The 25106-nt window shown below is 67.6% G+C and carries 20 protein-coding genes; 16 read left to right on the top strand and 4 right to left on the bottom strand.

From position 1 onward, the window contains the following. Positions 1-13: 13 nt before the first annotated feature. From B7D75_RS13920 to B7D75_RS13880, 9 genes are all read left to right on the top strand, one after another. On the top strand, positions 14-1189 hold the full coding sequence (locus tag B7D75_RS13920) for an L-lyxonate dehydratase (RefSeq protein ID WP_107114129.1): 1176 nt from the start codon (positions 14-16) through the stop codon (positions 1187-1189). A gap of 27 nt (positions 1190-1216) precedes the next feature. After that, complete coding sequence (araD1, locus tag B7D75_RS13915) at positions 1217-2212, top strand: AraD1 family protein (protein WP_043101714.1); 996 nt, start codon at positions 1217-1219, stop codon at positions 2210-2212. Positions 2213-2328: 116 nt separating this feature from the next. Then, complete coding sequence (locus B7D75_RS13910; protein WP_107114128.1) at positions 2329-3912, top strand: aldehyde dehydrogenase (NADP(+)); 1584 nt, start codon at positions 2329-2331, stop codon at positions 3910-3912. Positions 3913-4195: 283 nt separating this feature from the next. Beyond that, the gene (locus B7D75_RS29395) at positions 4196-4690 is read left to right on the top strand and encodes an ANTAR domain-containing protein (RefSeq protein WP_161971272.1); all 495 of its coding nucleotides are present in this window, start codon (positions 4196-4198) and stop codon (positions 4688-4690) included. A 202-nt stretch (positions 4691-4892) separates the two neighbouring features. After that, entirely contained in the window at positions 4893-5255 is a 363-nt protein-coding gene (locus tag B7D75_RS13900) for a hypothetical protein (protein ID WP_012075800.1), read from the top strand. Between the two features lie 32 nt (positions 5256-5287). Next, a complete protein-coding gene (locus B7D75_RS13895; protein ID WP_034079079.1) occupies positions 5288-6028 on the top strand; it encodes an SDR family NAD(P)-dependent oxidoreductase in 741 nt (246 codons plus the stop codon). Between the two features lie 149 nt (positions 6029-6177). After that, positions 6178-7791, top strand: coding sequence for a MocR-like pyridoxine biosynthesis transcription factor PdxR (gene pdxR / locus B7D75_RS13890; RefSeq protein WP_107114126.1), 1614 nt, complete (start codon positions 6178-6180; stop codon positions 7789-7791). 17 nt (positions 7792-7808) lie between these two features. Further along, a complete protein-coding gene (locus tag B7D75_RS13885) occupies positions 7809-9392 on the top strand; it encodes a nitrite reductase (protein WP_012075796.1) in 1584 nt (527 codons plus the stop codon). Beyond that, positions 9389-9700, top strand: a complete 312-nt coding sequence (locus tag B7D75_RS13880; RefSeq protein WP_034081589.1) for a c-type cytochrome — start codon at positions 9389-9391, stop codon at positions 9698-9700. The genes B7D75_RS13885 and B7D75_RS13880 overlap by 4 nt, the downstream gene beginning before the upstream one ends. Before the next feature lie 184 nt (positions 9701-9884). On the opposite strand, the gene B7D75_RS13875 is transcribed toward B7D75_RS13880, so the two are convergent. Next, on the bottom strand, positions 9885-10817 hold the full coding sequence (locus B7D75_RS13875) for a carbon-nitrogen hydrolase family protein (protein WP_003152465.1): 933 nt from the start codon (positions 10815-10817) through the stop codon (positions 9885-9887). 9 nt (positions 10818-10826) lie between these two features. Further along, on the bottom strand, positions 10827-12149 hold the full coding sequence (locus B7D75_RS13870) for an MFS transporter (RefSeq protein ID WP_053813935.1): 1323 nt from the start codon (positions 12147-12149) through the stop codon (positions 10827-10829). Between the two features lie 80 nt (positions 12150-12229). On the opposite strand from B7D75_RS13870, the gene B7D75_RS13865 reads away from it, so the two are divergent. The 7 genes from B7D75_RS13865 to B7D75_RS13830 all read left to right on the top strand — a co-directional run bounded on the left by B7D75_RS13865 (position 12230) and on the right by B7D75_RS13830 (position 20988). Beyond that, complete coding sequence (locus tag B7D75_RS13865) at positions 12230-13156, top strand: LysR family transcriptional regulator (protein WP_105446861.1); 927 nt, start codon at positions 12230-12232, stop codon at positions 13154-13156. 121 nt (positions 13157-13277) lie between these two features. After that, positions 13278-13997, top strand: a complete 720-nt coding sequence (locus tag B7D75_RS13860) for an MOSC domain-containing protein (RefSeq protein ID WP_034081586.1) — start codon at positions 13278-13280, stop codon at positions 13995-13997. A gap of 961 nt (positions 13998-14958) precedes the next feature. Continuing rightward, positions 14959-15507, top strand: coding sequence for a fimbrial protein (locus tag B7D75_RS13850; protein ID WP_003157878.1), 549 nt, complete (start codon positions 14959-14961; stop codon positions 15505-15507). A gap of 95 nt (positions 15508-15602) precedes the next feature. Beyond that, on the top strand, positions 15603-16349 hold the full coding sequence (locus B7D75_RS13845) for a fimbrial biogenesis chaperone (protein ID WP_033999829.1): 747 nt from the start codon (positions 15603-15605) through the stop codon (positions 16347-16349). Continuing rightward, positions 16333-18939 carry a fimbria/pilus outer membrane usher protein gene (locus B7D75_RS13840; RefSeq protein ID WP_053817216.1) on the top strand — a complete coding sequence of 869 codons (2607 nt, stop codon included), beginning with the start codon at positions 16333-16335 and terminating at the stop codon, positions 18937-18939. Before B7D75_RS13845 ends, B7D75_RS13840 begins: the two co-directional genes overlap by 17 nt. Then, on the top strand, positions 18936-20282 hold the full coding sequence (locus tag B7D75_RS13835) for a fimbrial protein (RefSeq protein ID WP_033999830.1): 1347 nt from the start codon (positions 18936-18938) through the stop codon (positions 20280-20282). Before B7D75_RS13840 ends, B7D75_RS13835 begins: the two co-directional genes overlap by 4 nt. After that, on the top strand, positions 20272-20988 hold the full coding sequence (locus B7D75_RS13830; RefSeq protein WP_033999833.1) for a fimbrial biogenesis chaperone: 717 nt from the start codon (positions 20272-20274) through the stop codon (positions 20986-20988). Before B7D75_RS13835 ends, B7D75_RS13830 begins: the two co-directional genes overlap by 11 nt. A 95-nt stretch (positions 20989-21083) precedes the next feature. Here the strand turns inward: B7D75_RS13830 and B7D75_RS13825 are convergent, their stop codons facing one another. Together B7D75_RS13825 and B7D75_RS13820 are read right to left on the bottom strand one after the other, a co-directional pair. Next, complete coding sequence (locus tag B7D75_RS13825) at positions 21084-21734, bottom strand: response regulator (RefSeq protein WP_033999836.1); 651 nt, start codon at positions 21732-21734, stop codon at positions 21084-21086. 53 nt (positions 21735-21787) lie between these two features. Next, positions 21788-25039: a hybrid sensor histidine kinase/response regulator gene (locus tag B7D75_RS13820; RefSeq protein WP_107114125.1), complete on the bottom strand. Its 3252-nt coding sequence runs from the start codon at positions 25037-25039 to the stop codon at positions 21788-21790. Positions 25040-25106 lie beyond the last annotated feature (67 nt).

Here is a 25106-nt window from a genome sequence, read left to right as displayed (position 1 = left end):
TAGGAGCTGCGACATGAAAATCAAATCCGTCCGTACCCGCGTCTTCGAATGGAAGGGCAAGGTCGTCCCGCCGCAGGCGCACTTCTGCACCAATGCCAGCGACATCCTGTTCGAGAAGGGCGACGCCATGGGCTCGTTCCGCTTCCACGGCTGGCTGGTGGTGGAGATCGAGACCGACGACGGCCTCGTCGGCGTCGGCAACTGCGCCCTGGCGCCACGGGTGGCCAAGGAAATCATCGATCTCTACCTGGCGCCGATCTGCATCGGCGAGGACCCGTTCGACAACGAGTACATCTGGCAGAAGATGTATCGCCGCACCCACGCCTGGGGCCGCAAGGGCATCGGCATGGCAGCCATCTCGGCGGTGGACCTGGCGATCTGGGACATCATGGGCAAGGCGGTGAACAAGCCGGTGTTCAAGCTGCTCGGCGGACGCACCAAGGAGAAGATCTGGACCTACGCCTCGAAGCTCTACGCCAACGACAATCTCGACGCCTTCCTCGAAGAGGCCCGGGGCTACCTGAACCAGGGCTTCACCGCGCTGAAGATGCGCTTCGGCTACGGCCCCAAGGACGGCCCGGCGGGCATGCGCAGGAACATCGAGCAGGTCCGCGCGCTACGCGAACTGGCCGGCCCGGACGTCGACATCATGCTCGAATGCTACATGGGCTGGACCCTGGAATACGCCCGGCGGATGCTGCCGAAGCTCGCCGAGTTCGAACCGCGCTGGCTGGAGGAGCCGGTGATCGCCGATGACATCGAGGGCTACGTCGAGCTGAAGAAGATGGGGATCATGCCGATCTCCGGCGGCGAGCACGAGTTCACCGGCCACGGCTTCAAGGATCTGCTGGAGCGCCACGCGGTGGACGTCATCCAGTACGACACCAACCGCGTCGGCGGGATCACCGCCGCGCGCAAGATCAACGCCATGGCCGAGGCCTGGTCGGTGCCGGTGATCCCGCACGCCGGACAGTTGCACAACTATCACCTGACCATGGCCAGCACCGCCTCGCCGATGGCCGAGTTCTTCCCGGTGTTCGACGTCGAGGTCGGCAACGAGCTGTTCTACTACGTGTTCAAGGGCGAGCCGCAGCCGGTCGACGGCTATATCCAGCTGGACGACGACAAGCCCGGCCTGGGCCTGGAGATATCCGAAGAGCACCTCAGGGATTTCACCATCATCGAGTGATACTCGGAGCGCACAGGAGGAGCCGAGATGCGGCTGATTCAATTCGAGGACCGGGCAGGGCAGCGCCGGGTCGGCGTCGTCGAAGGCGCCGGGATACAGGTGCTGCGCGGCGTGCACAGCACCCGCGAACTGGGGTTGGCGGCGATTCGCGCGGGCATCGGCCTGCACGACGAGGTGCTGCGCCGAGGCAGCGAACCGGGCCCGGACTATGCCGGGTTGCTGGAGGAGGGAAGGGTGCTGCCGCCGCTGGATCATGAAGACCCGGCCCATTGCCTGGTCAGCGGCACCGGCCTGACCCACCTGGGCAGCGCCGCGACGCGCGACCGCATGCACCAGCAGCACCAGGGCGACGAGACCGCGCTGACCGACACCATGCGCATCTTCAGGTGGGGCCTGGAGGGCGGCAAGCCGCCGGCGGGCCAGGTCGGCGCGCAGCCCGAATGGTTCTACAAGGGCGACGGCGGCATCGTCGTGCGCCCCGGCGCGGACTTCCCGCTGCCGGCCTTCGCCGAGGACGCCGGCGAGGAACCGGAGCTGGTCGGGCTCTACCTGATCGGCGATGACCGCCGGCCTTACCGGCTCGGCTACGCCCTGGGCAATGAGTTCTCCGACCACGTGATGGAGCGCCGCAACTACCTGTACCTGGCGCATTCCAAGCTGCGCGCCTGCTGCTACGGGCCGGAGCTGCGAGTCGGCGAACTGCCGCGCCACCTGCAGGGCGAGAGCCGGATCCTGCGCGACGGCAAGGTGCTCTGGCGACAGGCGTTCCTTTCCGGCGAGGACAACATGTGCCACAGCCTGGAGAACCTCGAGTTCCACCACTTCAAGTACGCGCAGTTCCTCCGCCCGGGCGACGTCCACGTGCATTACTTCGGCACCGCCACGCTGTCTTTCGCCGACGGGATCAAGGCCGCTCCGGGGGATGTCTTCGAGATCGCCATGACCGAGTTCGGCGCGCCGCTGCGCAATGGCATCGCCGCCGTCGAGACGGCACTGGCGCCGGGGCGGGTAGTAGCGCTCTGACCCCCAACCGCCGCGCATGGGCCGGACCCGCGGCACGGATTCCTTCATTCCTGCGGAGCCCTTGGCTCCGGCCCCGCCGGCCATCCCCGGCGGGGCTTCCCCTGCATGAGGTCGACATGACAGCCATCCTCGGACACAACTACATCGGCGGCGCCCGCAGCGCGGCCGGCACGCTCTTCCTGCAAAGTCTCGACGCCGCCAGCGGCGAGGCGCTGCCGTACCGTTTCGTGCAGGCCACCCCGGAAGAAGTGGATGCCGCCGCCGAAGCCGCCGCCAGCGCCTACCCGCGCTACCGGCAACTGCCGGCCAGCCGCCGTGCGGAATTCCTCGATACCATCGCCGGCGAACTCGATTCCCTGGGCGCTGACTTCATCGCCATCGTCTGCCGCGAAACCGCGCTGCCGGCCACGCGCATCCAGGGCGAACGCAGTCGCACCAGCGGCCAGCTGCGCCTGTTCGCCGAAGTCCTGCGGCGCGGCGACTTCCATGGCGCGCGCATCGACCGCGCCCAGCCCGAGCGCAAGCCGCTGCCACGCGTCGACCTGCGCCAGTGCCGGATCGGCCTCGGCCCGGTGGCGGTGTTCGGCGCGAGCAACTTCCCCCTGGCGTTCTCCACCGCCGGCGGCGACACCGCCGCGGCCCTGGCCGCCGGCTGCCCGGTGGTGTTCAAGGCGCACAGCGGACACATGGCCACCGCCGAACTGGTCGCCGCGGCGATCCTCCGCGCGGCCGAGCGCAGCGGCATGCCGGCGGGCGTGTTCAACATGATCTACGGCGGTGGAGTAGGGGAGCGACTGGTCCGCCACCCGGCGATCCGAGCGGTAGGCTTCACCGGTTCGCTGAAGGGCGGCCGCGCCCTCTGCGACATGGCGGCCGCCCGGGCGCAACCAATCCCGGTGTTCGCCGAGATGAGCAGCGTCAACCCGGTGGTGCTGCTGCCGGCGGCGCTGAAGAAGCGCGGCGAGGCCGTGGCCGACGAACTGAGCGCCTCGGTGGTGCTCGGCTGTGGTCAGTTCTGCACCAATCCCGGCCTGGTCGTCGGTATCCGCTCCGTGGAATTCTCGGCATTCCTCGAACGCTTCGCCGCCCGCATGGACGAGCAGCCGGCGCAGACCATGCTCAATGCCGGCACGCTGGCCAGCTATGCCAAGGGCCTCGCGGCGCTGCACGCCCATCCGCGCGTCCGCCACCTCGCCGGGCAGCCGCAGGAAGGCCGCCAGGCCCGGCCGCAACTGTTCCAGGCGGATGTCAGCCTGCTGCTGGAGGGCGATGAATTGCTACAGGAAGAAGTCTTCGGTCCGGCCAGCATCGTCGTCGAGGTCGCCGACCGCGACGAACTGTACCGCGCCCTGGAGAGCCTGCACGGCCAGCTCAGCGCAACCCTGATCGCCGAAAGCGAAGACCTGGCGACCTTCGCCGACCTGGTACCGCTCCTGGAACAGAAAGCCGGGCGCCTGCTGCTCAACGGCTACCCGACCGGCGTGGAAGTCTGCGACGCGATGGTCCACGGCGGCCCGTACCCGGCCACCTCTGACGCCCGCGGCACCTCGGTCGGCACCCTGGCCATCGAGCGCTTCCTGCGCCCGGTGTGCTACCAGAACTACCCGGACGCGTGGCTGCCGGAGGCGTTGAAGGACGGCAATCCGTTGGGAATCGCGCGGTTGGTGGATGGGGTTGTGACCCGGGGTGGTATTGATTGAGGAACAGGCTCCGGCATGACCAGTCCCGGTTACTTGCGGGCTGGTCGAGCTGGACAGAAAGTGGGCGAGGGCAAGGGAAGCTCTCGCTCCCTGACCGCGACTGACTGCTGTTTCCCCTGGGTTTGCATGCATGGCGTCTTAGAAGAGGGCTTCTGACACAATATGTAATTTAACATAATATACATTATGCGAATCCATGACTCACAACGGGCGGGGCGGAGCTGCCATCAGGCACTACAGTGACCCGCGTCCCGAACGCCTCCCGCGGCTGGACCTTCTGCACTTGGAACTGCTGCGATGCCGGCTGAGGCTGCATCATGCGCTGATCGACTGCTTTGGCCAAAAGACCCTGCGCCTCCTGATCGCCGAAAACTGCCATGCTCAGTCGCTGCTCCTCGAGCGGATGCTCAACCGGTTGGGCTATCACCGAATCGCAATTGCCACGTCGTCATCCGAGGCCTGCCTGCTGGGACATTGCACCGGGCATCCGTTCGACGTACTGATCTGCAACGCGCGACTTCTCGCCAGCGAACCGCTGGGTGATGCCTCGCTCGCCGGGATCTGTCACAGCGCGCTGGTCTACCGGAGCCAGCATCCATCTACCCACCGAGCGCGCGCCCCTGCCCGTCGCAGCCACCCTGGCACGTCTGCCCGGCGCGCTGGATGCGGCCAGCCTTGGCGCCTTCATGATGCTGATCGATCCCCGGGCCTTGCCACCGAAAAAAACGATACGCAGAGATTGATTCCGGCCCCACTTCGCCGCGTCCCTGGGTGGTGACATGGGGCCGCCGCCCGGCGCTCCTTCCTCGCACTGCAAGAGCGGGCCTTGCGGTCAATCCGACTAGCAAAGTGTCATTTTGACTCCAGACTTTTCAAGTCAAAAGGACACCAAGAAGCCCAACCCATTGATCTGGATCAATAAAAAACCTGGCACAGGAAATGAAAAGCCACTAGCGACTCCTTCCCATTCAGGATTTCCCATGAAACGCGTATCCCTGTTCGTCGCACTGACCCTGGCAACCGCTACTCCCTTTTCCTACGCCACCGAGGTGGTTTCCACGGAGCGTGACCACAGCGTCGGCTACGGTGCCGGCGGCGTCGTCGGGGTCATGGTCGGCGCGGCGCTGGGCGGGCCGTTCGGGGCGATCGCCGGTGCCGCCCTGGGCGCCCTGGGCGGTGGTGCCGTCCAGCAGGCGACGGGCCTGAGCGAGAACGCCTACATCGTACGCCACGCGGACGGCTCGACCGAACGCTTCCGCTCCCCTAACGCAGAGTTCGAGACCGGCGATCCGGTGCAGGTGCAAGGCATCCGTCTCGTGCCGGCCTCGGCCAGCTCCCGGTAGGCCCCGCTTCCATCACCTCACGAGGAACTCCCATGAGTGAATTCAACGAGCGCTTCGCCGTCGTCACCGGCGCCAGCTCCGGCATCGGCCTGCAACTGACCGAGACGCTGCTCGCGCAAGGCGCAACGGTCCTGGCGATGGCCAGGCATACGCAGCCGCCGGAAGCGCTGCAGGCGCACCTGGGCGAACGCTTGCACTGGCTGGCGGGCGACGTCACCTGCGAGCGGGACCTGGCTGCCCTGGCCGCGCGCGCCGCATCCATCGGGGCGGTCGATTACCTGGTGCCGAATGCCGGCATCGCCCGGCTCGCGGACGGGCTCGACAGCCAGGCCTTCGAGCAGCAATGGCGGGTCAATGGCGCCGGGGCGCTGAACACCTTCGCCGTGCTCAGCCAGCAGATGCGTACGCCGGCCAGCGTGGTTTTCATCGGCACTTTCCTGACCCAGGTGACCTTCCCCGGCCTCGCCGCCTACATCGCCTCCAAGACCGCGCTGATCGCCCAGGCCAGGACGCTGGCGATGGAGTGGGCGGGCAAAGGCGTGCGGATCAACGTCGTCTCCCCCGGCCCCACCGCCACCCCGATCTGGCATTCGCTGGGGTTGAGCGGCGACCAGGTGGAGTCCGTCACCCGCGACATCAACCTGCGACTGGTCGACGGCAGCTTCCTCAGCCCGCAGGAGATCGTCGATGTCGTGACCTTCCTGCTGTCGACGAAGTCCGCCGGCCTCTATGGCCAGGAGCTGATCGTCGACAAGGGCTACGGACTGCGCTGAAAGCGCTCTTTCCGGCCGTCCCTGGCGGGGCGCCTGCCGCTTGCGCCTCATCCGCCCCTCCCCGCCAGTCTTCTCCCGGCTTGATTCAGGTCATGTCCCTCCGGCCCCGCCCATACGCAGCATGCGGGCAGGTCACTGGAGAACCGATCATGCGCGGGATACACCAGCTTCCGCTGCTGCTGGAACGGGGCGGCAGGCATTCGCTGCAACAACAGCTGCTCGAACAGTTGCGCGGCAAGCTGCTCACTGGCGTGTTGCGGCCCGGCCAGCAACTGCCGCCGATTCGCGAATTCGCCCGGAGCCTCGGAGTGGCACGCAACACCGTGCTGCAGGTCTACGAGCACCTGAGCGCCGAAGGCTACATCCTCAGCCACGGGACGCGCGGCACCTTCGTCGCCGATCCGCTGCCCGACCGCAGCCTCTCCACCTGCCAGGTACGTCCGCGCCCTGCCACGCGGAGCGCACCGACGGCCCTCCTGCCGGACATGCGCCAGCCGTTGCCCGAGTCCCCGGGGGTCACCGCCACCCGGGAGTGCGTCGAGGCGCCCATCGATTTCAGTCTCGGCCGCCCCTCCGCCGAGCTCTTTCCCCAGGAAACCTGGTTCAAGGCCTCGGCCCGGCAGGCCCGGCGCAACCCCCGCTACCTGACCGACTACGCGCCCTCGGCAGGCGATGCGGGCCTGCGCCAGTGCCTGGCGGAGCATCTGGGTCGGATGCGCGGAATCGGTTGCGACGCGGAAGACATCGTCATCGTCTCGGGTATCCAGGAGGCGCTCAGCCTGATCGTCTCGCTGTTGCCGCAGGACGGACGCCCGGTGGTAGTGGAAAGCCCCGGCTATGCCGGCGCCTGCAACCTGTTCGCCTATCATCGGCGCGAAACGCTGCCGGTGGCGGTGGACGACCAGGGCCTGTGCGCAGCGCATTTGCCCGAACGCGCCTGCGCCCTGGCCTACGTGACGCCCTCGCGGCACTACCCGCTGGGCATGACGCTCTCCCTGGAGCGCCGCCGCACCCTGCTGGCCTGGGCGCAGCGCCAGGGCGCGTACATCCTCGAAGACGACTACGACGGCGACTTCCGCTACCAGCGCGTGCCGTTGCCAGCCCTGAAGGCCTTCGACCACGAGCGGGTGATCTACCTCGGGACCTTCTCCAAGAGCCTCGGCGCGGGCCTGCGCCTGGGCTACGTGGTCTGCCCGCCCGGCCTGCGCGAGGCCATGGTGCGTGCCAAGGCGCTGCTCAATCACGCCTGCCCCTGGCTGCCGCAGGTAGTCCTCGCCGACTTCCTTCGCTGCGGTGCCTATGCCGCGCACTTGAGGCTCATTCGTGGCGAGTACCGGCGCCGGCGCGACTGCCTGATCGCGGCGCTCGAGCGCCTGTTTCCGGGCAGCGCCTTCAGCGGCGTGGACTGCGGCATGCACCTGTGCTGGCAACTGCCCCCCGGCCTGCCCTCGGCGCATGCCCTGGCGCGGGCCTGCGCCGAGGAAGGCATCCGCGTCTATACGCTCGACCAGGCCGCCGCCGTCTTCCCCAAGGAGGGCCTCGCGAGCGAACGCCTGCTGCTGCTTGGCTACGCCGCGCTTTCGCTGCAGCACATCGCCTGCGGCATCCAGCGGATCGCCCGGATCGCCGCGCACCTCGAACGCCGGGCCGACAACCGCCCTTCCCCGCCCAGCGCCCCGTCCCGCGCCTGTACCCCTGAACCGGGCGCACCTTGTACCCATGGCCGCCCGCATGACGCCGCTACCCTGCCGGACAGTCCATAGCACAAGGTAACCGCGCCATGTACAACGCCCGTCCCGCCTCGGCCTTCGGCGTCCTGCCAATGGCCCTCTGCGCCGCGGCCTCGCTCGCCTCCGCCGCGCCGCCCGACAGCTCGCCCGGCGAAGCCGAGCGCCTGTTCCAGGACAACTGCACCACCTGCCACGGCGCCGACCGCGGCGGCTTCATCGCTCCGGCGCTGCACAGCGCCGCGCTGAACTCCAGCGAGACGGCGCTACGCTCGATGATCATGTTCGGCATTCCCGACACCCTCATGCCGCCCTGGCTGGGCGTGCTCGAGGACGAGCAGATCCGCGCCCTGGCGCACTTCATCAAGACCACCCCGCGCGGCAAGCCCGAATGGACCCTGGAGGACATCCGCAACTCGGTCGAGGTCCTCGCGGACGAGTCCACGCTTCCCGACAAGCCGGTGTACGACGGCGACGTGCGCGACCTGATGGCGGTCATGGTCCGCGGCCGGCACGGCAAGGCGCCGGCCGCGCGGGTGGTCTTCTACGACGGCAAGAGCAACCGGCAGGTGGGCGAGATCGCCACCGAATATGCGCCGCACATCCTCGACTACGATCCGGTCAACCCGCGCTGGGGCTACCTGAAGACCGACACCTCGGAGGTCTACAAGATCGATCTCTACTCGCTGAAGGCGGTACGCAAGGTAAAGGCCGGCCTGAGCGGGCCGTCGATCGCGGTATCGGCGGACGGCCGCTACCTGCTGTCCGGCTCCTTCGCCCCGGGAATCGTCACCCTGCTGGACGCACGCACCCTGGAGCCGCTCAGCCGCGTCGAGCTGCGCGGCACCGACTACGACGGCAAGCCCGTGGAGTCGGCTTCCAGCATGGTCATCGCCAGCCCGCTGGACAACACCTTCGCCATCGCCGTCCGGCAGACCGGCCAGGTCTGGATACTCGATCCCCGGCAGCCGCAGGCGCCCATCGTCAGCCGCATCGAAAAGGTCGGGCGCTTCGTCCACGACGCCTTCCTCGCCCCGGATCGCCGCCACATGTTCCTCGCCGATTACGTCGGCAACGCCTTCGCGGTGGTCGACCTGCAGCAACGCAGGCTGGTCAAGACCCTCGAGGGCGGTTGCCAGCCCCACGTCGGCTCCGGCGCGGTCACGCCGATCGGCGGGCGGATGCTGGCATTCGGCACCAATATCGGCACCTGCGACAAGAAGAGCGTCGTGACGGTCTGGGATGCGAAGACCTTCGAAATGGTCAAGCAGATCCCGGTTTCAGGCGCCACCGAGTCGCCGGCGGCGCATCCGGACGCCCCCTACGTGGCCGTCGATATCGTCGACAAGGACCGCCGCGCGCGGCATGTCGAACTGATCGACAAGAACACCCTGAGCGTGGTCAGGACCCTGGAGGCCGACGGGCACCTGTACTTCCCCGAGTACACCCGCGACGGCAAATACCTCTATGTCAGCGGCGGCTATACCGGCGACCGCCTGCACATCTACGACAGCCACAGCCTCGAAGAAGTGGCCAGCTATCCGCTGGAGACGCCGGCCGGGATCTTCTCCCGTGCCCGCACCGAATGGGGCACCGTGGGCCTGCCGCTGGCCCTGGAAGGGAGCGTGAAGCCATGAGCGGAAAAGCCCTTCACCGGTGCGCCGGGCTGCTGACGCTCCTGGCCACGCTCGGAGCGTCCGCCCATGGCGCCGACGAGATGCGCGACCTGCTGCCGATCTGCTCCAGTTGCCACGGCGCCGACGGCCATGGCGTCGCGCCGAACTTCCCGAAGCTGGCCGGCCAGCACGAGGCGTACCTGCGCAAGCAGATGCAGGACTTCCGCAGCGGGGCACGCAAGGACCCGGCGATGTCACCCATCGCCGCCGGCCTCTCCGATACGCAGATAGAGGCCGCGGCGCGCTACTTCGCCGGCCAGGAGCCCTGATCCGCCCTCCCCTGGTCGCTGCCGGCGCCGCTCGCGCCTTTTGCCCGGCAGCCCAGGGTCGCCGAGGGCGGACAGGTCCCGGGGTGGCCAGGGCTACCCCGGGCTTGGGTCCGGAGCGCCGGCCGAGGTCGAAACGTTGCCAGCCATCGATCCGCCAGCTGGCGGGCGCCACGCGCCCGGTGCCCTACTCGTCGCTGAAGTTCACCGCCCGCAGCGGCGCGGTGTTGACCTTCAGCTGGAACACATCCGGCCGCGAATAATGCCCGCATGGGTCGAAATCCAGATTGCCCTTTTCCAGTTGGCTGAGGTCGAGGTCGGCGTAGAGTTCGGTCTCGCTTTCGTAGACCGGCCCGGCGAGGACCTCACCCAGCGGGCTGACGATCATGCTGCCGCCGCGCATCACGAACCCTTCCTCCGGGCAATCCAGGCCGAACGCGGCGCGGTGCTCCGGCGGATACTCGGACAGGCGGATCGCCTGGCACGCCGACAGTACGAAGACACGTCCCTCCAGGGCGACATGCACCATCGAGCTGGCCCAGGAGTCGCGGTCGTCGGCGGTCGGCGCGCAATACAGCTGCACGCCCTGGGCGTACATGGCCTGGCGCAGCGCAGGCATGTAGTTCTCCCAGCAGATCACGCTGCCCAGCACGCCGATGTCGCTGGGTACCGCGGCGATGGTCGAGCCGTCGCCGAAGCCCCAGACCAGCCGTTCCTGGCCGGTGGGCATCAGCTTGCGGTGGTAGCCGGCGATGCCGCGCCCGGGAACCAGGGTCACCGCCGTGCAATACAGGGTGCGGCCGAAGCGCTCGATGACGCCGACCACCACCGTCACCCCGGTCTGCTCGACGCCCTCCGCCAGTGCCGCCAGTTCCGGCCCCTCCAGGGTCACCGCGCCACGCACGTAGCGCTCGTAGAGTTCGCGACCTGCGCCACTGCGGTTGCCGACCACGCTGCCGAAACTCACGCCTTTCGGGTAGCCGCCGATGAACGCTTCGGGAAACACGGCGAGCCGGGCACCCTGCCGCGCCACCCGGCGCAGGATGACGCAGGCCTTCTCGACGCTGGCCATGGGTTCGTAGGGCACGGATGCGGCCTGGATGATCGCTACACGGGTCATTCTGCACTCCTAGTACTGGGTGATGTCGTTGTCACGGGTTTCCGGCAGGGTCTTCCACAGCACCAGCAAGCAGGCCAGGGAAACCAGCGCCAGGTAGGCCGCCGGCAGGTTGGCGTCGCCGGTCTGGCGGATCAGCGCGGCGGCGATGAACGGCCCGGGGCCGGCGAGCAGCGCCAGCGCCACGTTATGGCCCAGCGCGGCGCCGCTGGAACGGATCGAGGCCGGGAACACTTCCACCAGCAGCACCACGTCCATCACCGCGGTAACCGCCACCAGCAGGCCGAGGATGATCAGTCCGAGCAGGATCGCCGGCGGCTGGCCGCTGTTGAGCAACAGGAAGACCGGATAGGCCAGCAGGGTCAGCGCGGCGGCGGCCGCGAGCAGCAGGCGGCGGCGGCCGAAGCGGTCGCTGAAGCGACCGACCAGCGGGTTGGCGATGCAGTACACCACCAGCGCCAGGCTGCACAGCCAGAGCGCGCTGCTGCGCGGCAGGCCGACAGTCGCGACCAGGTGGTTGTTGGCGTAGGTGATGAAGTAGTAGAGCGACACGCCGAACAGCGCGGAGAACGCGAAGCTGGTGACGAACGCCCGCCGGCGCACCGCGCGGCTCGGCTCCCGGACCCGCTGCTCGCGGCGCTGCCGTTGCAGCGCCTCGTAGACCGGCGTGTCGCCGAGCCGGCGGCGGATGAACACGGCGATGCCGGTCATGACGATGGAGGCCACGAACGGCAGGCGCCACCCCCAGGCATGCAGTTGCTCCTCGCTGAGCCCGCTGGAGATGGCCGCCGCGGTGAAGGTGCCGAACAGGAACGCCAGGCCGGCCGTACCGGTGATCACGCTGGCCGCCGTGGCGCGGCGGTCGGCCGGCGCGCTTTCGACGATGTAGATGCCGGCGCTGGACCATTCGCCGCCGACCATCATGCCCTGGATGAAACGCATGACGATCAGCAGGATCGGCGCGGCGATACCGATCGCCGCGTAGGACGGCAGCAGGCCGATGATCGTGGTGCACAAGCCCATGCCGAACACCGTGACGATCAGCACCGCGCGACGGCCCAGGCGGTCGCCGATGGGGCCGAGGAGCAGCGCGCCGAACGGGCGCGAGAGAAAGCCCACGGCGAAGACCGCCAGCGAGGAGAGCAGCGAGATCCCCGGCGCGGCGGAAGGAAAGAACAGCGTGCCGATGATCGCGGCGAAATAGCCGTAGATGGCGAAGTCGAACCATTCCATGAAGTTGCCGATGCCCACCGCGATCGCCCGCGTGCGCAGGTCCGACCGCCCTCCCCGGGCCTGGAGGTCGCTCGCGGCGACGCGTTGCTGAATGATGTCCACAGGATTCTCCGGCGCTTGTTATGTTGTTGTGGGCGCCAGACTAGGAATCACCTCGGCCACAGGGCAAACGATTAGCAAATATGAGCCGGATTAACGTACGTAATATCTCGCGGATAGACCTCAATCTTCTGCTCACCTTCCATTGCCTGATGAGCGAACGCAGCGCCACCCGCGCGGCGGTCGTCCTGCACGTGACCCAGGGCGCCGTAAGCGCGGCGCTGCGCCGGTTGCGCGAGCATTTCGGCGACGAGCTGTTCATCCGCAGCGCCTCGGGCATGCAGCCGACGCGCAAGGCCATGGAGCTGGCGCCGCGGATCGCCGAGGCCCTGACCTCGATCTCCGGGGTGCTCGCCGCGGAACCGGAATTCTCGCCGCGCGACTCCAGCTACGTGTTCAACATCGCGCTCTCGGACGACATCGAGTCCTACCTGGCGCCCTGCATCGTCAATGCCGCGGCGGCCGAGGGGCTCGGCGTGAGCTTCGCCTTCCACCAGAGCAACAGCTCGCTGTGGAAACAGTCCCTGCTGGACCCGGACATGGACCTGGTGATCTGCAGCGAGCCCAAGGATTTCAACACCAGCTATTCGTCCCAGGTGCTGTTCTCCTCGTCCTACTCCTGCCTGTTCCGCCCGCGCGGGAGCATGGCCGGCGCGGCGATCGGCCTGGACGACTATTTCGCGGCGAACCATGTGCGCATCTCCTATGACGGTCGTCGCGGCTTCATCGACGACCTGTTCGAGAGCGCCGGCTACGCCCGCCGGGTCACCGCCTCCTTCACCCATTTCGCCGGCGCCCTCTCGACCCTGATGAGCGGCGAGGTGATCGCCACCCTCCCCACCTTCGCCGCCGAGACCTACAGCCGCATGATGGATCTGCACTGCTGCCCGGTGCCTTTGCCGGTGCCGTCCTTCCGCTGCTTCATGGTCTGGGACGTGGCCAAGCACAACAAGACCCACCACGACTGGCTGCGGCGCTTCGTCGGCGAGATCGCGCAGCGTCTCGGCTAGCGGCTGCGGCATTTTCACGCAGATCCGGAGCGGCCGGCGCCTTGACAGGGATCGGCGGCATGGCCGATCCTGCGCATATTGTATTTAGTCGATACTATATTGCGCCATCGAGAATCCTGCCATGACCCTGCCCGACCTCCCCCTCGATGCCCTGCTCACCGGCCATGCACGCCCCTTCACCCGCCCCGGCTCGCGCAGCGGCATCGCCAAGTCGCCGCGCGATGGCGCCGTCGCGGTGACCGTCCTCGGCCTGGAAGGCGACGAGCAAGGCGACCTGCGCGTCCACGGCGGCGTCGAGAAAGCGATCCACCACTACCCGCGCGAGCACTACGCCGCCTGGATCGCCGAGTTGGGCGAGCATCCCCTGCTGCGCCAGGCGGGCGCCTTCGGCGAGAACTTCAGTACCACCGGCTGGAGCGAGGCCGACGTCTGCCTCGGCGATCGCGTCCGGGCCGGCAGCGCCTTGCTCGAGGTGTCCCAGGGACGCATGCCGTGCTGGAAGCTGAACGACCGCTTCGAGGTCGCCGGGATGTCCCTCAGGGTCCAGGAGACCGGTCGCACCGGCTGGTACTACCGGGTGCTGGAAGAAGGCGCGGTGGCCGCCGGCGATGTCCTGCGGCTGGTCGAACGGCGCCATCCCGAATGGTCGCTGCTGCGACTCTCGGAAGTGCTGTTCGACAAACGTGTCGCCACCGACCTGCTGCGCGAATGCCTGGCGCTGCCACTGACCCCGTCCTGGCGGCGCACCCTGGAGCGGCGCCTGGAAAAAGGCCAGGTCGAGGACTGGGGACCGCGCCTGGAAGGCTCTCCGAGGCAAGCGGACGATGCCACGGCACGCTAGGATTCCCCCGCGGTTTAACGCCCCGGGTGGACGCGAAGTCGATTACGGCAGCGCGGAAAGCTGCTGCCCTTGAGCTGAGGCGAGGAAGGAGCCCGTTTAGGAAACATCTGATTAAAAGCCCGTCTGCACGCTCTTAGAGTTCGCCCCATCGACGACGACTCAGAGGGATCGAGAGATGTTCGGGCACCCCCGACGCGCGCTGGTGCTATGCGCCAATCCAGGTCGCCTGCTCAGGTACGGAGCATTGTTCAACCACCTTGGCTACTACCATCTGAGCCTCTGCCTGGATCGCCAGGAGCTGCGCGCCTCCCTGCAGTCGGGCTATCGCTACGACTATTGTGTGCATGACGATTTCCGGCTGAATGCAACCGACAAGGGAACGCTCAGGTTGCTCGCGCGCAGTGGCTGCGTCCGGCATTTCGTTCTGATAAGCGACATGGACTGCCGGGAACGGCGAATACTCCATGAATGGGCAACGCGACACTCGATCATCATCCGGGAGATATACGACCCTCCTCTGGACAGCAGCACGATGTCAGCCCTTGTCGGGCAGGAAACGACTTCCTGTGCGGCCTGCGAGGCTCCCGCGAGCAAAGACCCGACATATCGATCCGAGAGGCACCGATGAATATTGCTCGGCACTTCATGGTCATTCGCCCCATGTCAACGAGTTCCCGCTCGCGATGACATTGAAGTGAGGAGACCCGGTCACGGTCGGCGATTTGCCCCGCAAGCCCCCCACTTCCCTCCCCATAACGGCCAGCGCGAGCTGTGCCGGCCCGTCGCCCTTCCAGGCCCGGCAAGAACTTCCGGCCATTCACGCCACATCGCCTCGTATCGCGCCTCGGCAGGCCCTGCCTGGGTCAGGAATCCAACCCGATTAAGAATCGTCTTAGATACCGGGAAAAGCGCATGCCACATCATTGCTCCGAGGACACAACTCAACAAGGAGCTCAATGAAATGAAACTTCAAGCATCTGCCCTGGCTATCGCTACGCTGCTCGCGGTGCCGGCCATCGCATCGGCGGCCAATACCATCACCTTCAATGGCGAAGTGACCGACCAGACCTGCTCGGCCATCGTCGATGGCAACACCGACCCCACCGTGATGCTCAACAGCGTGCCGGTCAGCGCCCTGAACGGTACGGTCGGCAAGACAGCCGGCGAAACCAGCTTCACCCTGCAACTGACCGGCTGCGCCGCGCCGGGCACCGGTGAAGAGGAACACTTCTCGGCGCTGTTCCAGGCCACCAACGCGACCACCGCCGGCAACCTGACCAATACCGCCAGCGGCGGCGCCACCGGCGTGGCCCTGCAACTGCTCACGGCGCCGGGCGGTACCGCGGTCAACCTGGCTGGCGGCGCGGCCGTGGCCGCCGGCGACATCGTGCTCGCCGAAGGCCAGACCAGCACCAGCTACGACTACGCCGTCCAGTACGTTTCCGAGGCGGCTACCGTCACCCCCGGGCCGGTGCTCGGCTCGCTCACCTACACCCTGCGCTACGAGTGATACCGGAGGCGCCGTCCCAGCGGCGCCTTCCCGCATTCCGCCATGGTTTCCCGGGCTCGCTGTCCGGCTGCCGCCACGGCCACAAGGTGAACAGGATGAAGAGTTTTCCACTACGCCCGCTTCAGGCGGCGACGCTCGCGCTCGCCCTGGCGCTGGCCACCCTTCCGGTCCAGGGCAGCGTGGTGATCACCGGCACCCGCGTGATCTATCCCGGCGACGCCCGGGAAAAGACCGTACAGATGACCAACCAGGACCCGTTTCCCAATGTGATCCAGGCGTGGATCGACATCGACGACCCCGCCTCGTCTCCGGAGAGCGCCGACGCTCCCTTCCTGGTCAATCCGGCGGTGGCGCGAATGGCGCCCGGCAGCGGCCAGACCCTGCGCATCGTCCATACCGGGCCGGCCCTGCCCCAGGATCGCGAATCGCTGTTCCACCTGAACGTCCTGCAGATCCCGCCACGCAATGCCGCCAAGGCGAACCGAAACCAGATGCTGCTGTTGCAGCGCAACCGCCTGAAGCTGTTCTACCGCCCCGCCCCGCTGGCCGGCGGTTCGGATTCGCTGGCCGAGAAATTGCGTTTCAGCCTGCGCCAGGAGCACGGCGCCTGGCGTGTGCGGGTAGAGAACCCCAGCGGCTACCATGCCTCCTTCGCGGCGGCGACGCTCCGCGTTGGCGAGCGCCAGTGGAAACTTCGCTCGAGCATGGTCCCGCCCATGGGCCAGGCGGAATGGGTCGCGGAACACCCCTCGGCGCTCCCGCCGGGTGCGGTCCGGCTGAATGCCCTGCTGATCAACGACTACGGCGCCCGGCTGGATGTTCGCCATGTTCTGCCGCGTTGACTTCCGCCGCGCCCACATGGCGCCGCTGGCACTGGGCAGCCTGGCGCTGGCCGTCACCGGCCTGGCCAGTGCGGAGCAATATCGCTTCGACGACAACCTGCTGCTGGGCTCGGGCCTGGCCGGCGGCAGCCTGGAGCGCTTCAACCGCGCCAACCAGGTGGACCCCGGCAGCTACCACGTCGACATCTACCTCAACGGCAGCTACGCCAGCCGCGCCAGGGTCGAGTTCCGCAGCCACAACGATGGCGTCGAACCCTGCTTCAGCGAGCGCTTCCTGCGCCAGACGCTCGGCGCCCACGCGGCCCCCAATACCGACGAGGTCGATAGGCAAGCCTGCCAGGGCCTGCTGGAACGCCTGCCCGGCTCGTCCTTCACCCTCGACACCGCCCGCCTGCGCCTGGACCTCTCGGTCCCCCAGGCCCTGCTGGACCTCAAGCCGCGCGGCTACGTAAGCCCCGACGAGTGGGACGCCGGCAGCACCATGGGCTTCGTCAACTACGACGCCAGCCTGTACCGCTCCAGCTTCGACGGAGCGGGCAATGGCCACTCGGACTACGGCTACCTGGGGTTGAGCGGCGGGATCAATCTCGGCCTCTGGCGCCTGCGCCACCAGTCCAACTACACCTATTCCAGCTATGCCGGCAATACCCGCAGCGACTGGAACAGCATCCGTACCTACGTGCAGCGCGCGGTGCCCGGCCTGCGCAGCGAGCTGACCCTGGGCGAAAGCTATACCGAGGGCAACCTGTTCGGCAGCCTGGGCTACCGTGGCGTGCGCCTGGCCAGCGACGACCGCATGCTGCCGGAGTCGCAGCGCCGCTACGCGCCGCAGGTGCGCGGCACGGCCAACAGCAATGCGCGGGTGGTCATCAGCCAGAACGGCAAGAAGATCCACGAGGCCGTCGTCGCCCCCGGCCCGTTCGTCATCGACGACCTCTACGGCACCGCCTACGACGGCGACCTGGATGTCCAGGTGATCGAGGCCGACGGCAGCGTATCGCGCTTTTCCGTGCCCTTTTCCGCGGTTCCCGAGTCCATGCGCCCCGGTATCTCGCGCTATGCCGCCACCCTCGGCCAGGCGCGCCAGTATGGCGACGGCAACGACCTGTTCGGCGACTTCACCTACCAGCGCGGCCTGACCAACGCCCTGACCGCCAACCTTGGCGCGCGCATGGCCGAGGACTACCTGGCGCTGCTCGGCGGCGGCGTGTTCGCCACGCGCTACGGCGCCTTCGGCCTGAACACCACCTTTTCCAGCGCCACGGTGGAAAACGGCCAGCGCAAGCAGGGCTGGCGTGTCGGCCTGAACTACAGCCGCACCTTCCAGCCGACCCAGACCACCCTCACCCTCGCCGGCTACCGGTACTCCACCGAGGGCTATCGCGACCTGGGCGACGCGCTGTCGGCACGCCACGCGGACCAGCGCCACGACACCTGGAACTCCAGCAGCTACAAGCAGCGCAACCAGTTCACCGTGCTGGTCAACCAGGGCCTGGGCGAATACGGCAACCTCTACCTGTCCGGCGCCACCAGCGACTACTACGACGGCAAGAGCCGCGACACCCAGTTGCAATTCGGCTACAGCAACACCTGGCGCCGGCTCAGCTACAACCTGGCCTACTCGCGCCAGCAGACCACCTGGTACCGCGACCTGGACAACGACTACGACCCGTCGCTGCCGCCGCAGTACAACCTGCGCCGCGGCAGCGAGCGCAACGATACCCTGACCCTGACGCTGTCCCTGCCGCTGGGTTCCTCCAGCCGCGCGCCGAACCTCAGCGCGATGGCCTCGCGGCGCTCGGGCGACAGCCGTGGCAGCAGTTACCAGACCGGTCTCAACGGTACTCTCGGGGAGGACCGCAGCCTGAGCTATGCCATCAACGCCGGACGCGACAGCCAGGCCCGCGGCACCGATTTCAACGGCAGCCTGCAGAAACAGACCGCCGTGGCCACGGTCAACGCCGGCTACGCCGAGAGCGCCAGCTACCGGCAGTTGAATGCCGGTTTGCGCGGCGCCGCCGTGCTGCATCGCGGCGGCCTGACCCTGGGGCCCTATGTCGGCGACACCTTCGCCCTGATCGAGGCCAAGGGCGCCAGCGGCGCGGGCGTTCGCGGCGGCCAGGGCGCGCGGGTGGACGGCAACGGCTATGCCGTGGTGCCCTCGCTCTCGCCCTACCGCTACAACCCGGTCAGCCTCGACCCCCAGGGCATGGGCGAAACAGCCGAACTGGTGGAGACCGAACGCAAGATAGCGCCCTACGCCGGCGCCGCCGTTCACGTGAGGTTCAAGACGCTGACCGGCCACCCGCTGCTGATCCAGGCGCAGCTTCCCGACGGCGGCGCGCTGCCCCTGGGCGCCGACGTACTCGACAGGCGCGGCGTGACCATCGGCATGGTCGGCCAGGGCGGCCAGGTCTATGCCCGCGCCGAAGGCGACCAGGGCCGCCTGCGCGTGCAATGGGGCGAGCGCCCGGAAGACGCCTGCCTGCTGGACTACGACCTCGACGCCAGCCCTCGCGAGGCCGGCGCATCCGACCAGGCGGTGATCCGCCTGGATGGCATCTGCACGCCCGAACCGGAGGCACCATGAAGACAGCCTTGCATCTCCTGGCGCTGCTCGCGCCCTTGCTCGCCGCCCCGGCCTGGGCGACCTGCTACAAGGTCACGGCCGTGGGCAGCGCCACCACCACCGTCACGACACAGATCCGTCCCGGCGAAGGTACGGCCGGCACCTGGGCCGGTGCCTGCGACACCTGCAACGGCTCCCTCGGCCTGCCGAGCGTGATCAACGTCAGCGATGCCAGTTTCCAGCCCGACGGCACGCTGATCGCCAGCTCGGTGGCGCCGCTGACTCAGTACGGCGACAGCGCCGGCTACGACCCCGAACGCGTGTTCTTCCGCTGCGCGCCGGAGGACCAGGTGTACGAGATGTTCTCGACCAACGCCGACAACCTCTACAGCGGCTGGTACCAGGGCGGCGACAGCGTGGGTACTTCCATTGGCCTGCAGTCCGCCTACCGTACCGCCTGGCGCAATGTGCTGCTGCGCCTGACCCATGTCGAAACCGGCCTGTACTTCACCGATGTCTGGCGCGAGCGCCTGCTCACCGGGCTGGACATCGACTCGCGCGGCTACCAGTTGGTCAAGGCGAAGAATCTCAGCGCCATACGCGCCGAGCTGTTCCGGGCGCCGCTGGAAACCACAGGCTATTACTCGCAGAACATCGCCTCGCAGTTGTATGGGTACACCCAGCCCAATGGCTACATCGCCATCAAGGGGCCGGGCCTGCTCTATCCCCGGGTGGGCGAGACCCACTATGGCAACTACTCCGGCTGGCACGGCAACTGGCCGGGTGCCATCGGCCTGTACAACGACGTGACGCTCAAGCGCTATCCCACCTGCGCCGTTACCAATGTCACCCCGCATGTCGTGTTCCCCTCGATCTCGCTCGGTGAGATCAAGGCCGGCGCCAGCCGCGAGATGCCCTTCGAAGTGGCCTTCAAATGTGAAACCGGGGTGCTCAACAGCACTGCCGCCAACGGCACGGCGCTAGGAATCAAGGCGTCTCCCGGCGCCCTGGCGGCGGCCGCTTCGCTGGGCCTGGTGAATGCCAGCGGCGGCCTCTCCTACCTGCTGTCCGACCGCTATGGCCAGCCCGGCATGGCCCAGGGCGTAGGCATCCGCCTGCTGCGCGACGGCAGCGCGATGAACCTGCTGGCGAACGAGGATTCAGCCATGGGCAGCAACGCCGAGGCGCGTGGTTGGTATCCGGTGATCGGCGGCGCTTCGAACCTGGCCGGCGAAGTGGGCGGCGTCAGCCAGTACAGCGAGACCTTCCGCGCGCGCCTGGAGAAACTTGCCCTGGGCAGCATGCCCGGTGTCACCCCGGGACGCGTCGAGGCCACCGCTCAGGTGGTGATCCGTGTCCAGTGAGCGCGGACTGCGCGGCGCACTGTTCGGCCTGGCGCTGCTGCTCGGGCTGGACGCCCAGGCCGGAGTCACCGCCGAGCGCACCCGCGTGGTGATCGCCGAAGGCCAGCGCGAAGCCTCGCTGCTGCTGGTCAACCAAAATGCCTACCCGGTCATCGTGCAGGCCTGGATCGACGATGGCGACCTGGATTCGACGCCGCAGACCGCCCGCGCGCCGTTCATGCCGCTGCCGCCGGTGTTCCGCCTGGATCCCGGAAAGCAGCGCAGCCTGCGCCTGCTGCGCACCGGCCAGGCCTTGCCGGGGGACCGCGAAGCGCTGTACTGGCTGAACATCTACGAGATCCCGCCGCGCCCCGGGGAACCGCCGGCCGAAGGACAGTCCCGGCTGACCGTCACCCTGCGCACCCAGATGAAGGTCATCCACCGTCCCCGTGCCCTTGCCAGGGCGGCCGAGGAGGCTCCGCGCCAGCTCCGCTTCCAGCGCCAGGGAAAAGCGCTGCTGGTGGAAAACCCCACCGCCTACTTCGTCAGCCTCGCCGGCGCCGAACAGGAGGACGGTGCCCCGCTGCTCTCCGCCCTGCTGCTGGCGCCCTTCTCCCGGCAGATGCAGGCTCCCGGCCAGACGCTGCCGAGCGGGAAGCAGGCGATCCGCTTCCACTGGCTGGACGACGGCGGCAACCTCCGGCAGGGACGGACCACCCTGCGCTGAAACGGGGTTCCCAGCCGAACGCGGCTGGGTGCCGCCGCGCGCTGGCGAGCCCGGCCCGGTCTTCCGCGCCTTGCCCGCGAGGGAACGCCAACCCGTCAATGGAACAGGTTGGCCCTTACGCAGAAGGTCATCAGCGCCTGGTCGCTGTTCACTTCCAGCTTGCGCATGGCCGAGATCTTCTGCGTGCTCACGGTCTTGACGCTGCGCTTCAGCAGGCGCGCGATGTCGCAGACGTTGTTTCCGGACACGAAGTGACGCAGCACCTCGAATTCCTTCATCGACAGGCGGGCGAAGCGGTTTTCCACCTCGTCGCGACTGGTCAGTACGTTGGCCGGGTCGATCATGTGCGCGCCGCGGTAGATCCGGTTCTGCAGCACGACGTCGAGCGCCAGGAGCAATTCGTCGAGCTCACCGCTCTTCAGCACCACGCCGGCGACGCCATGGTCGTAGAGGCTGTCGAGGATCAGGCGATTACTGACCATGGTGAAGATCAGCACCCGGGTACGAGGAAAATTGCGCAACAGGTAGTCGATCAGCTTCAGCCCGTCGCCATAACGCTCATCCCCCGGCATGCTGTAGTCGGTAATGGCGATGTGCGGATCGGCCTGCCGGTACAGCGATACCAGTTCGCTGGGGTTGGACGCCTCGCCCACCACCTCGAAGCGGGGATCGCGCTCGAGCATGTCGCATACGCCCATGCGCACGATCGGATGGTCATCGGCCAGTACTATTTTCAATTTACTCATAGGCTTCTCTTGCATTGACTTGAGCTGTTCCTCTCAGCGAAGGTCCGGCCGCATCAGCCGGTCCGTCTCACCTGTTCCAGCGCCCGCGCGAGATGGGCGAGCACTTCGGCGACCTCTCCGGCGGCGCAGTCGAGCGTTCCTTCCACCAGGCCCTCCTCCACCCGCTGGCACAGCGCGACCAGCGCCCGCGCACGGGTGACCGCCAGGGAGCCGGCCATGCGATGCAGCCCCTGCCGCAACCCTTCCGGGTCGCCCCGGCGGAGCGCCTCCCGGGCCGCGTCCAGGTCCTTGCTCATCGTCGCCAGGAAAAGCCCACGCATGCGTTCAGGCACCCGCGGCGCCAGACCCTCGTCGCAGGCTTGGTCTGGCCTGGCGCTCGCTGGCGCGTCGGCGGCTGGCGACATGCCCCTGGCGCCGAACGCGCCGAGCTGTTCGTGCAGCGTATGCAGGGTGATCGGCTTCACCAGCCAGGCGTTCATGCCCACCGCCCGGCAGCGCTCGCCTTCTTCGCGCAGGGCGTTGGCGGTGACACCGATGATCGGCAGGGTTTCTCCGCGTTCGCGCAGGACCTGGGTCAGTTCGTAGCCGGTCATGTTCGGCATGTTGACGTCGCTGAGCAGCAGGTCGAAGCGCTGGTGGTCGAACAGTTGCAGCGCCTGCCGCCCATCGCTGGCCAGACTCACGTGGCAGCCCAGTTCCTCGAGCTGCTCGCGAAGCAGCGCCTGGTTGACCGGGTTGTCCTCGGCGACCAGTACCCGCAGTTCGAGCTTCCGCGAGCGCAGCGCGGGGTCTGGCGCCACCGCCTGCGGTATCTCCTTCCCCAGGGCCAGGGCCACGGCCCGGCCGATGCCCGCCAGATCGTGCAGGCTGACATGCCAGCCGTCTTCACGGAGTTCCGGCTGGCTCGGCGCCGCCGGCGAGGCGCAGACCCGCGGCCCGGACCAGCATAGGGTCGCGTTCGGCGCCGGCAGCAGATCCAGCAGCACCGTCTGGCCAGGCTCCGCGGGGCAGGACGCGCCGCCGGGCACGGTACAGCCCCAGCGCGCCAGCCAGCCGCTCAGGCTGTCGGCCAGTTCGCGCACCGGCGAACGCACCAGAACAGTTCCCTGTAGCCAGCGTTCCGGTTGGCGGGCCAGTCCCTCCGGTTCGGTCTCGGGCAGATCCAGCACCAGGCTGAAGCTGCTGCCCAGCCCCGCTTCGCTGACGACACGCAGCGTGCCACCCATCATCTCCGCGAGATGCCAGCAGATCGACAGGCCCAGCCCCGTGCCGCCGGCATGGGGCATTCCGGGCACCTGGTAGAAAGCCTCGAACAAGCGTTTCTGCTGTTCGATCGCGATACCGATGCCGGTATCGGCAACCTGCCACTGCAAGGCGGCCCGCCCGTCCTCCCGTGACAGCAATTTCAGGCGCAGGACCACACGACCGATATCGGTGAACTTCACTGCGTTGCTCACCAGGTTGGCGAGGACCTGGCGGATCCGCGCCACGTCGCCGATCAACTGCGCGGGTACGTCGGGGTCGATGCAGGCATAGAATTGCAACCCCTTGGCCATGGCGCTGGCGGAGAAGCTGCCAAGCACTTCCTGCGTGAGTTCCAGTGGATCGAAGACGACAGGCGCCAAGGCCATCTGCCCCGCCTCGATCTTCGAGACGTCCAGTACATCGCTGATCAGTTGCATGAGCGTCCCGGAGGCGCCCTGGATGGTCCGCAGATACGCGCGCTGCCTCTCGTTCAGCTCGGTGAGATCGAGCAGTTCGAGGGTGCCGAGGACACCGTACAGGGGAGTACGGATCTCATGGCTCATGCTGGCCAGGAACAACGTCTTGGCCTGGCTGGCAGCGTCAGCCGCCCGCTTGGCGCTAGCCAGCGCCGCCTCCGCCTCGCAATGCACGGTAATGTCGTTGAACACGCACAGCACCGCCTCCGTGCCGGCATAGCGGGTCGCGGCGAAAGCCGCCTGCAGGTAGCGCCCGCCGACCTGCACACAGATGCCTCCCGCCACCTGCCCCTGGGCGTCGAGCAGTTTCCAGCGGGACGTCAGGGCGAGGATCTCCGCGGCCCCGCCCAGCCACTGGCCGGCCAGTTGGTTGCAGGTCACCAGTTGCCGCCCATCCTGGCTGAGAACCACCAGCGCCACCGGCGCGGTCTGGATCAGTGTCCGGCTGAACGTGTCGCTCTCGACGAGTTGCTGGTGCGCCCGATGCGCGGGATGGACGACGCTGCGCGCGTACCAGCGCAGGCCGAGCCAGCCGCCCAGGACGAGCGCCGGAACCAGCAGCAGGCCGGCCAGCAGCCATTGGGCATGGCGAAAGAAACTGGCATAACCGATACGGTAGACCGCGAGCCAGCCGCCTGCGGGTTGGCTGCGCAGTTGAATCGCCACCCCGTGGCGGGTGAAGTTCAGGCCGTCGCCAAGCCCTTCGGCCGGCGTCTCGCCCACCAGCAGATCGCCCTCCGGCGAAACCAGGCTGTACGAGTCGAACACCGGACGCTCCATCAATTGCTCGAAATCGTTGATCCTCCGCAAGTCGAACAGACTCGCGGCAACGATCAGGTGGTTCGGCTCATCCCGCCACCACAGGGCTTCCGGCAGATCGATCCTGACGATTCCCAGCAGTTCGGGCGCCTGCCCCCGATAGCGGTCCGCGCGCACCCAATGCACAGGGTGGTCGGCGGCGCCCGGCGGCGTTTCGCGCAGGCGCGCCAGCATGCGGTCGACCATCATCGGCTGGTTCTCGCGCAGCCTCTCGCGTTCCGCCATGGCGTGGATCGCCGGCACGGCCAGGCGGGTACTGCCGGAAAGATCGTAGATCAGCAATTGTGGCGCGGGGTATGCCGAAAGGCTCCAGAAGCCGCCGTAGAAGTTGGCGAGCAGGACGCCCAGGGAGAACGGCCCCCACGACGCATTCCTGTCGACCCCGTGGCGAGTGGCCAGGAGGAACGGCATGGCAAAGGAAAATTCCCGCCCCTCATAGACCTCGACACCTTCTTCCCTGGCCAGGAGCCGCCGTTGCAGGGGCACCACGTCATGGTCGTGCTTCTGCGTGGCCTTGTCGCTTTTGCGTGCGATGCGCACGAGGAAGGCCTCGTGTTCCCGTATGTCGCCGATCAGCCGGGTGAAGTGGAAGGAAACCTTGTCCTCCTCTTCCTGGAGCAGTCGCCCCAACGACCAGTAGCAGATGCTGAACAGCAATACGGTCAATACCGCCACGCAGAGCAGCCCGATGTTCAGGCTCCGCGAGACGCTCGCCCACTTGAGCAGCAGCTTGTTGTCATGTTCCAGGATACGGACGGACTTCACGGGATGCAGTTTCCTCCAGCGACGCTGGCGCGCTGACTGTTGCTGGCTGCGATCGACTCCGCGATGG

This window comes from Pseudomonas paraeruginosa, from assembly GCF_003025345.2.
Taxonomy (GTDB): Bacteria; Pseudomonadota; Gammaproteobacteria; order Pseudomonadales; family Pseudomonadaceae; genus Pseudomonas; species Pseudomonas paraeruginosa.
The sequence above is the reverse complement of the archived record's forward strand: the minus strand, read 5'-3'. Positions and strand labels throughout refer to the sequence as shown.

What these genes read in the sequence shown, in the direction of transcription:
- B7D75_RS13920 (WP_107114129.1), top strand. Translation starts at nt 14, where the DNA reads ATGAAAATCAAATCCGTCCGTACCCGCGTCTTCGAATGGAAGGGCAAG.
- araD1 (WP_043101714.1), top strand. Translation starts at nt 1,217, where the DNA reads ATGCGGCTGATTCAATTCGAGGACCGGGCAGGGCAGCGCCGGGTCGGC.
- B7D75_RS13910 (WP_107114128.1), top strand. Translation starts at nt 2,329, where the DNA reads ATGACAGCCATCCTCGGACACAACTACATCGGCGGCGCCCGCAGCGCG.
- B7D75_RS13900 (WP_012075800.1), top strand. Translation starts at nt 4,893, where the DNA reads ATGAAACGCGTATCCCTGTTCGTCGCACTGACCCTGGCAACCGCTACT.
- B7D75_RS13895 (WP_034079079.1), top strand. Translation starts at nt 5,288, where the DNA reads ATGAGTGAATTCAACGAGCGCTTCGCCGTCGTCACCGGCGCCAGCTCC.
- pdxR (WP_107114126.1), top strand. Translation starts at nt 6,178, where the DNA reads ATGCGCGGGATACACCAGCTTCCGCTGCTGCTGGAACGGGGCGGCAGG.
- B7D75_RS13885 (WP_012075796.1), top strand. Translation starts at nt 7,809, where the DNA reads ATGTACAACGCCCGTCCCGCCTCGGCCTTCGGCGTCCTGCCAATGGCC.
- B7D75_RS13880 (WP_034081589.1), top strand. Translation starts at nt 9,389, where the DNA reads ATGAGCGGAAAAGCCCTTCACCGGTGCGCCGGGCTGCTGACGCTCCTG.
- B7D75_RS13875 (WP_003152465.1), bottom strand. Translation starts at nt 10,817, where the DNA reads ATGACCCGTGTAGCGATCATCCAGGCCGCATCCGTGCCCTACGAACCC.
- B7D75_RS13865 (WP_105446861.1), top strand. Translation starts at nt 12,230, where the DNA reads ATGAGCCGGATTAACGTACGTAATATCTCGCGGATAGACCTCAATCTT.
- B7D75_RS13860 (WP_034081586.1), top strand. Translation starts at nt 13,278, where the DNA reads ATGACCCTGCCCGACCTCCCCCTCGATGCCCTGCTCACCGGCCATGCA.
- B7D75_RS13850 (WP_003157878.1), top strand. Translation starts at nt 14,959, where the DNA reads ATGAAACTTCAAGCATCTGCCCTGGCTATCGCTACGCTGCTCGCGGTG.
- B7D75_RS13845 (WP_033999829.1), top strand. Translation starts at nt 15,603, where the DNA reads ATGAAGAGTTTTCCACTACGCCCGCTTCAGGCGGCGACGCTCGCGCTC.
- B7D75_RS13840 (WP_053817216.1), top strand. Translation starts at nt 16,333, where the DNA reads ATGTTCTGCCGCGTTGACTTCCGCCGCGCCCACATGGCGCCGCTGGCA.
- B7D75_RS13835 (WP_033999830.1), top strand. Translation starts at nt 18,936, where the DNA reads ATGAAGACAGCCTTGCATCTCCTGGCGCTGCTCGCGCCCTTGCTCGCC.
- B7D75_RS13825 (WP_033999836.1), bottom strand. Translation starts at nt 21,734, where the DNA reads ATGAGTAAATTGAAAATAGTACTGGCCGATGACCATCCGATCGTGCGC.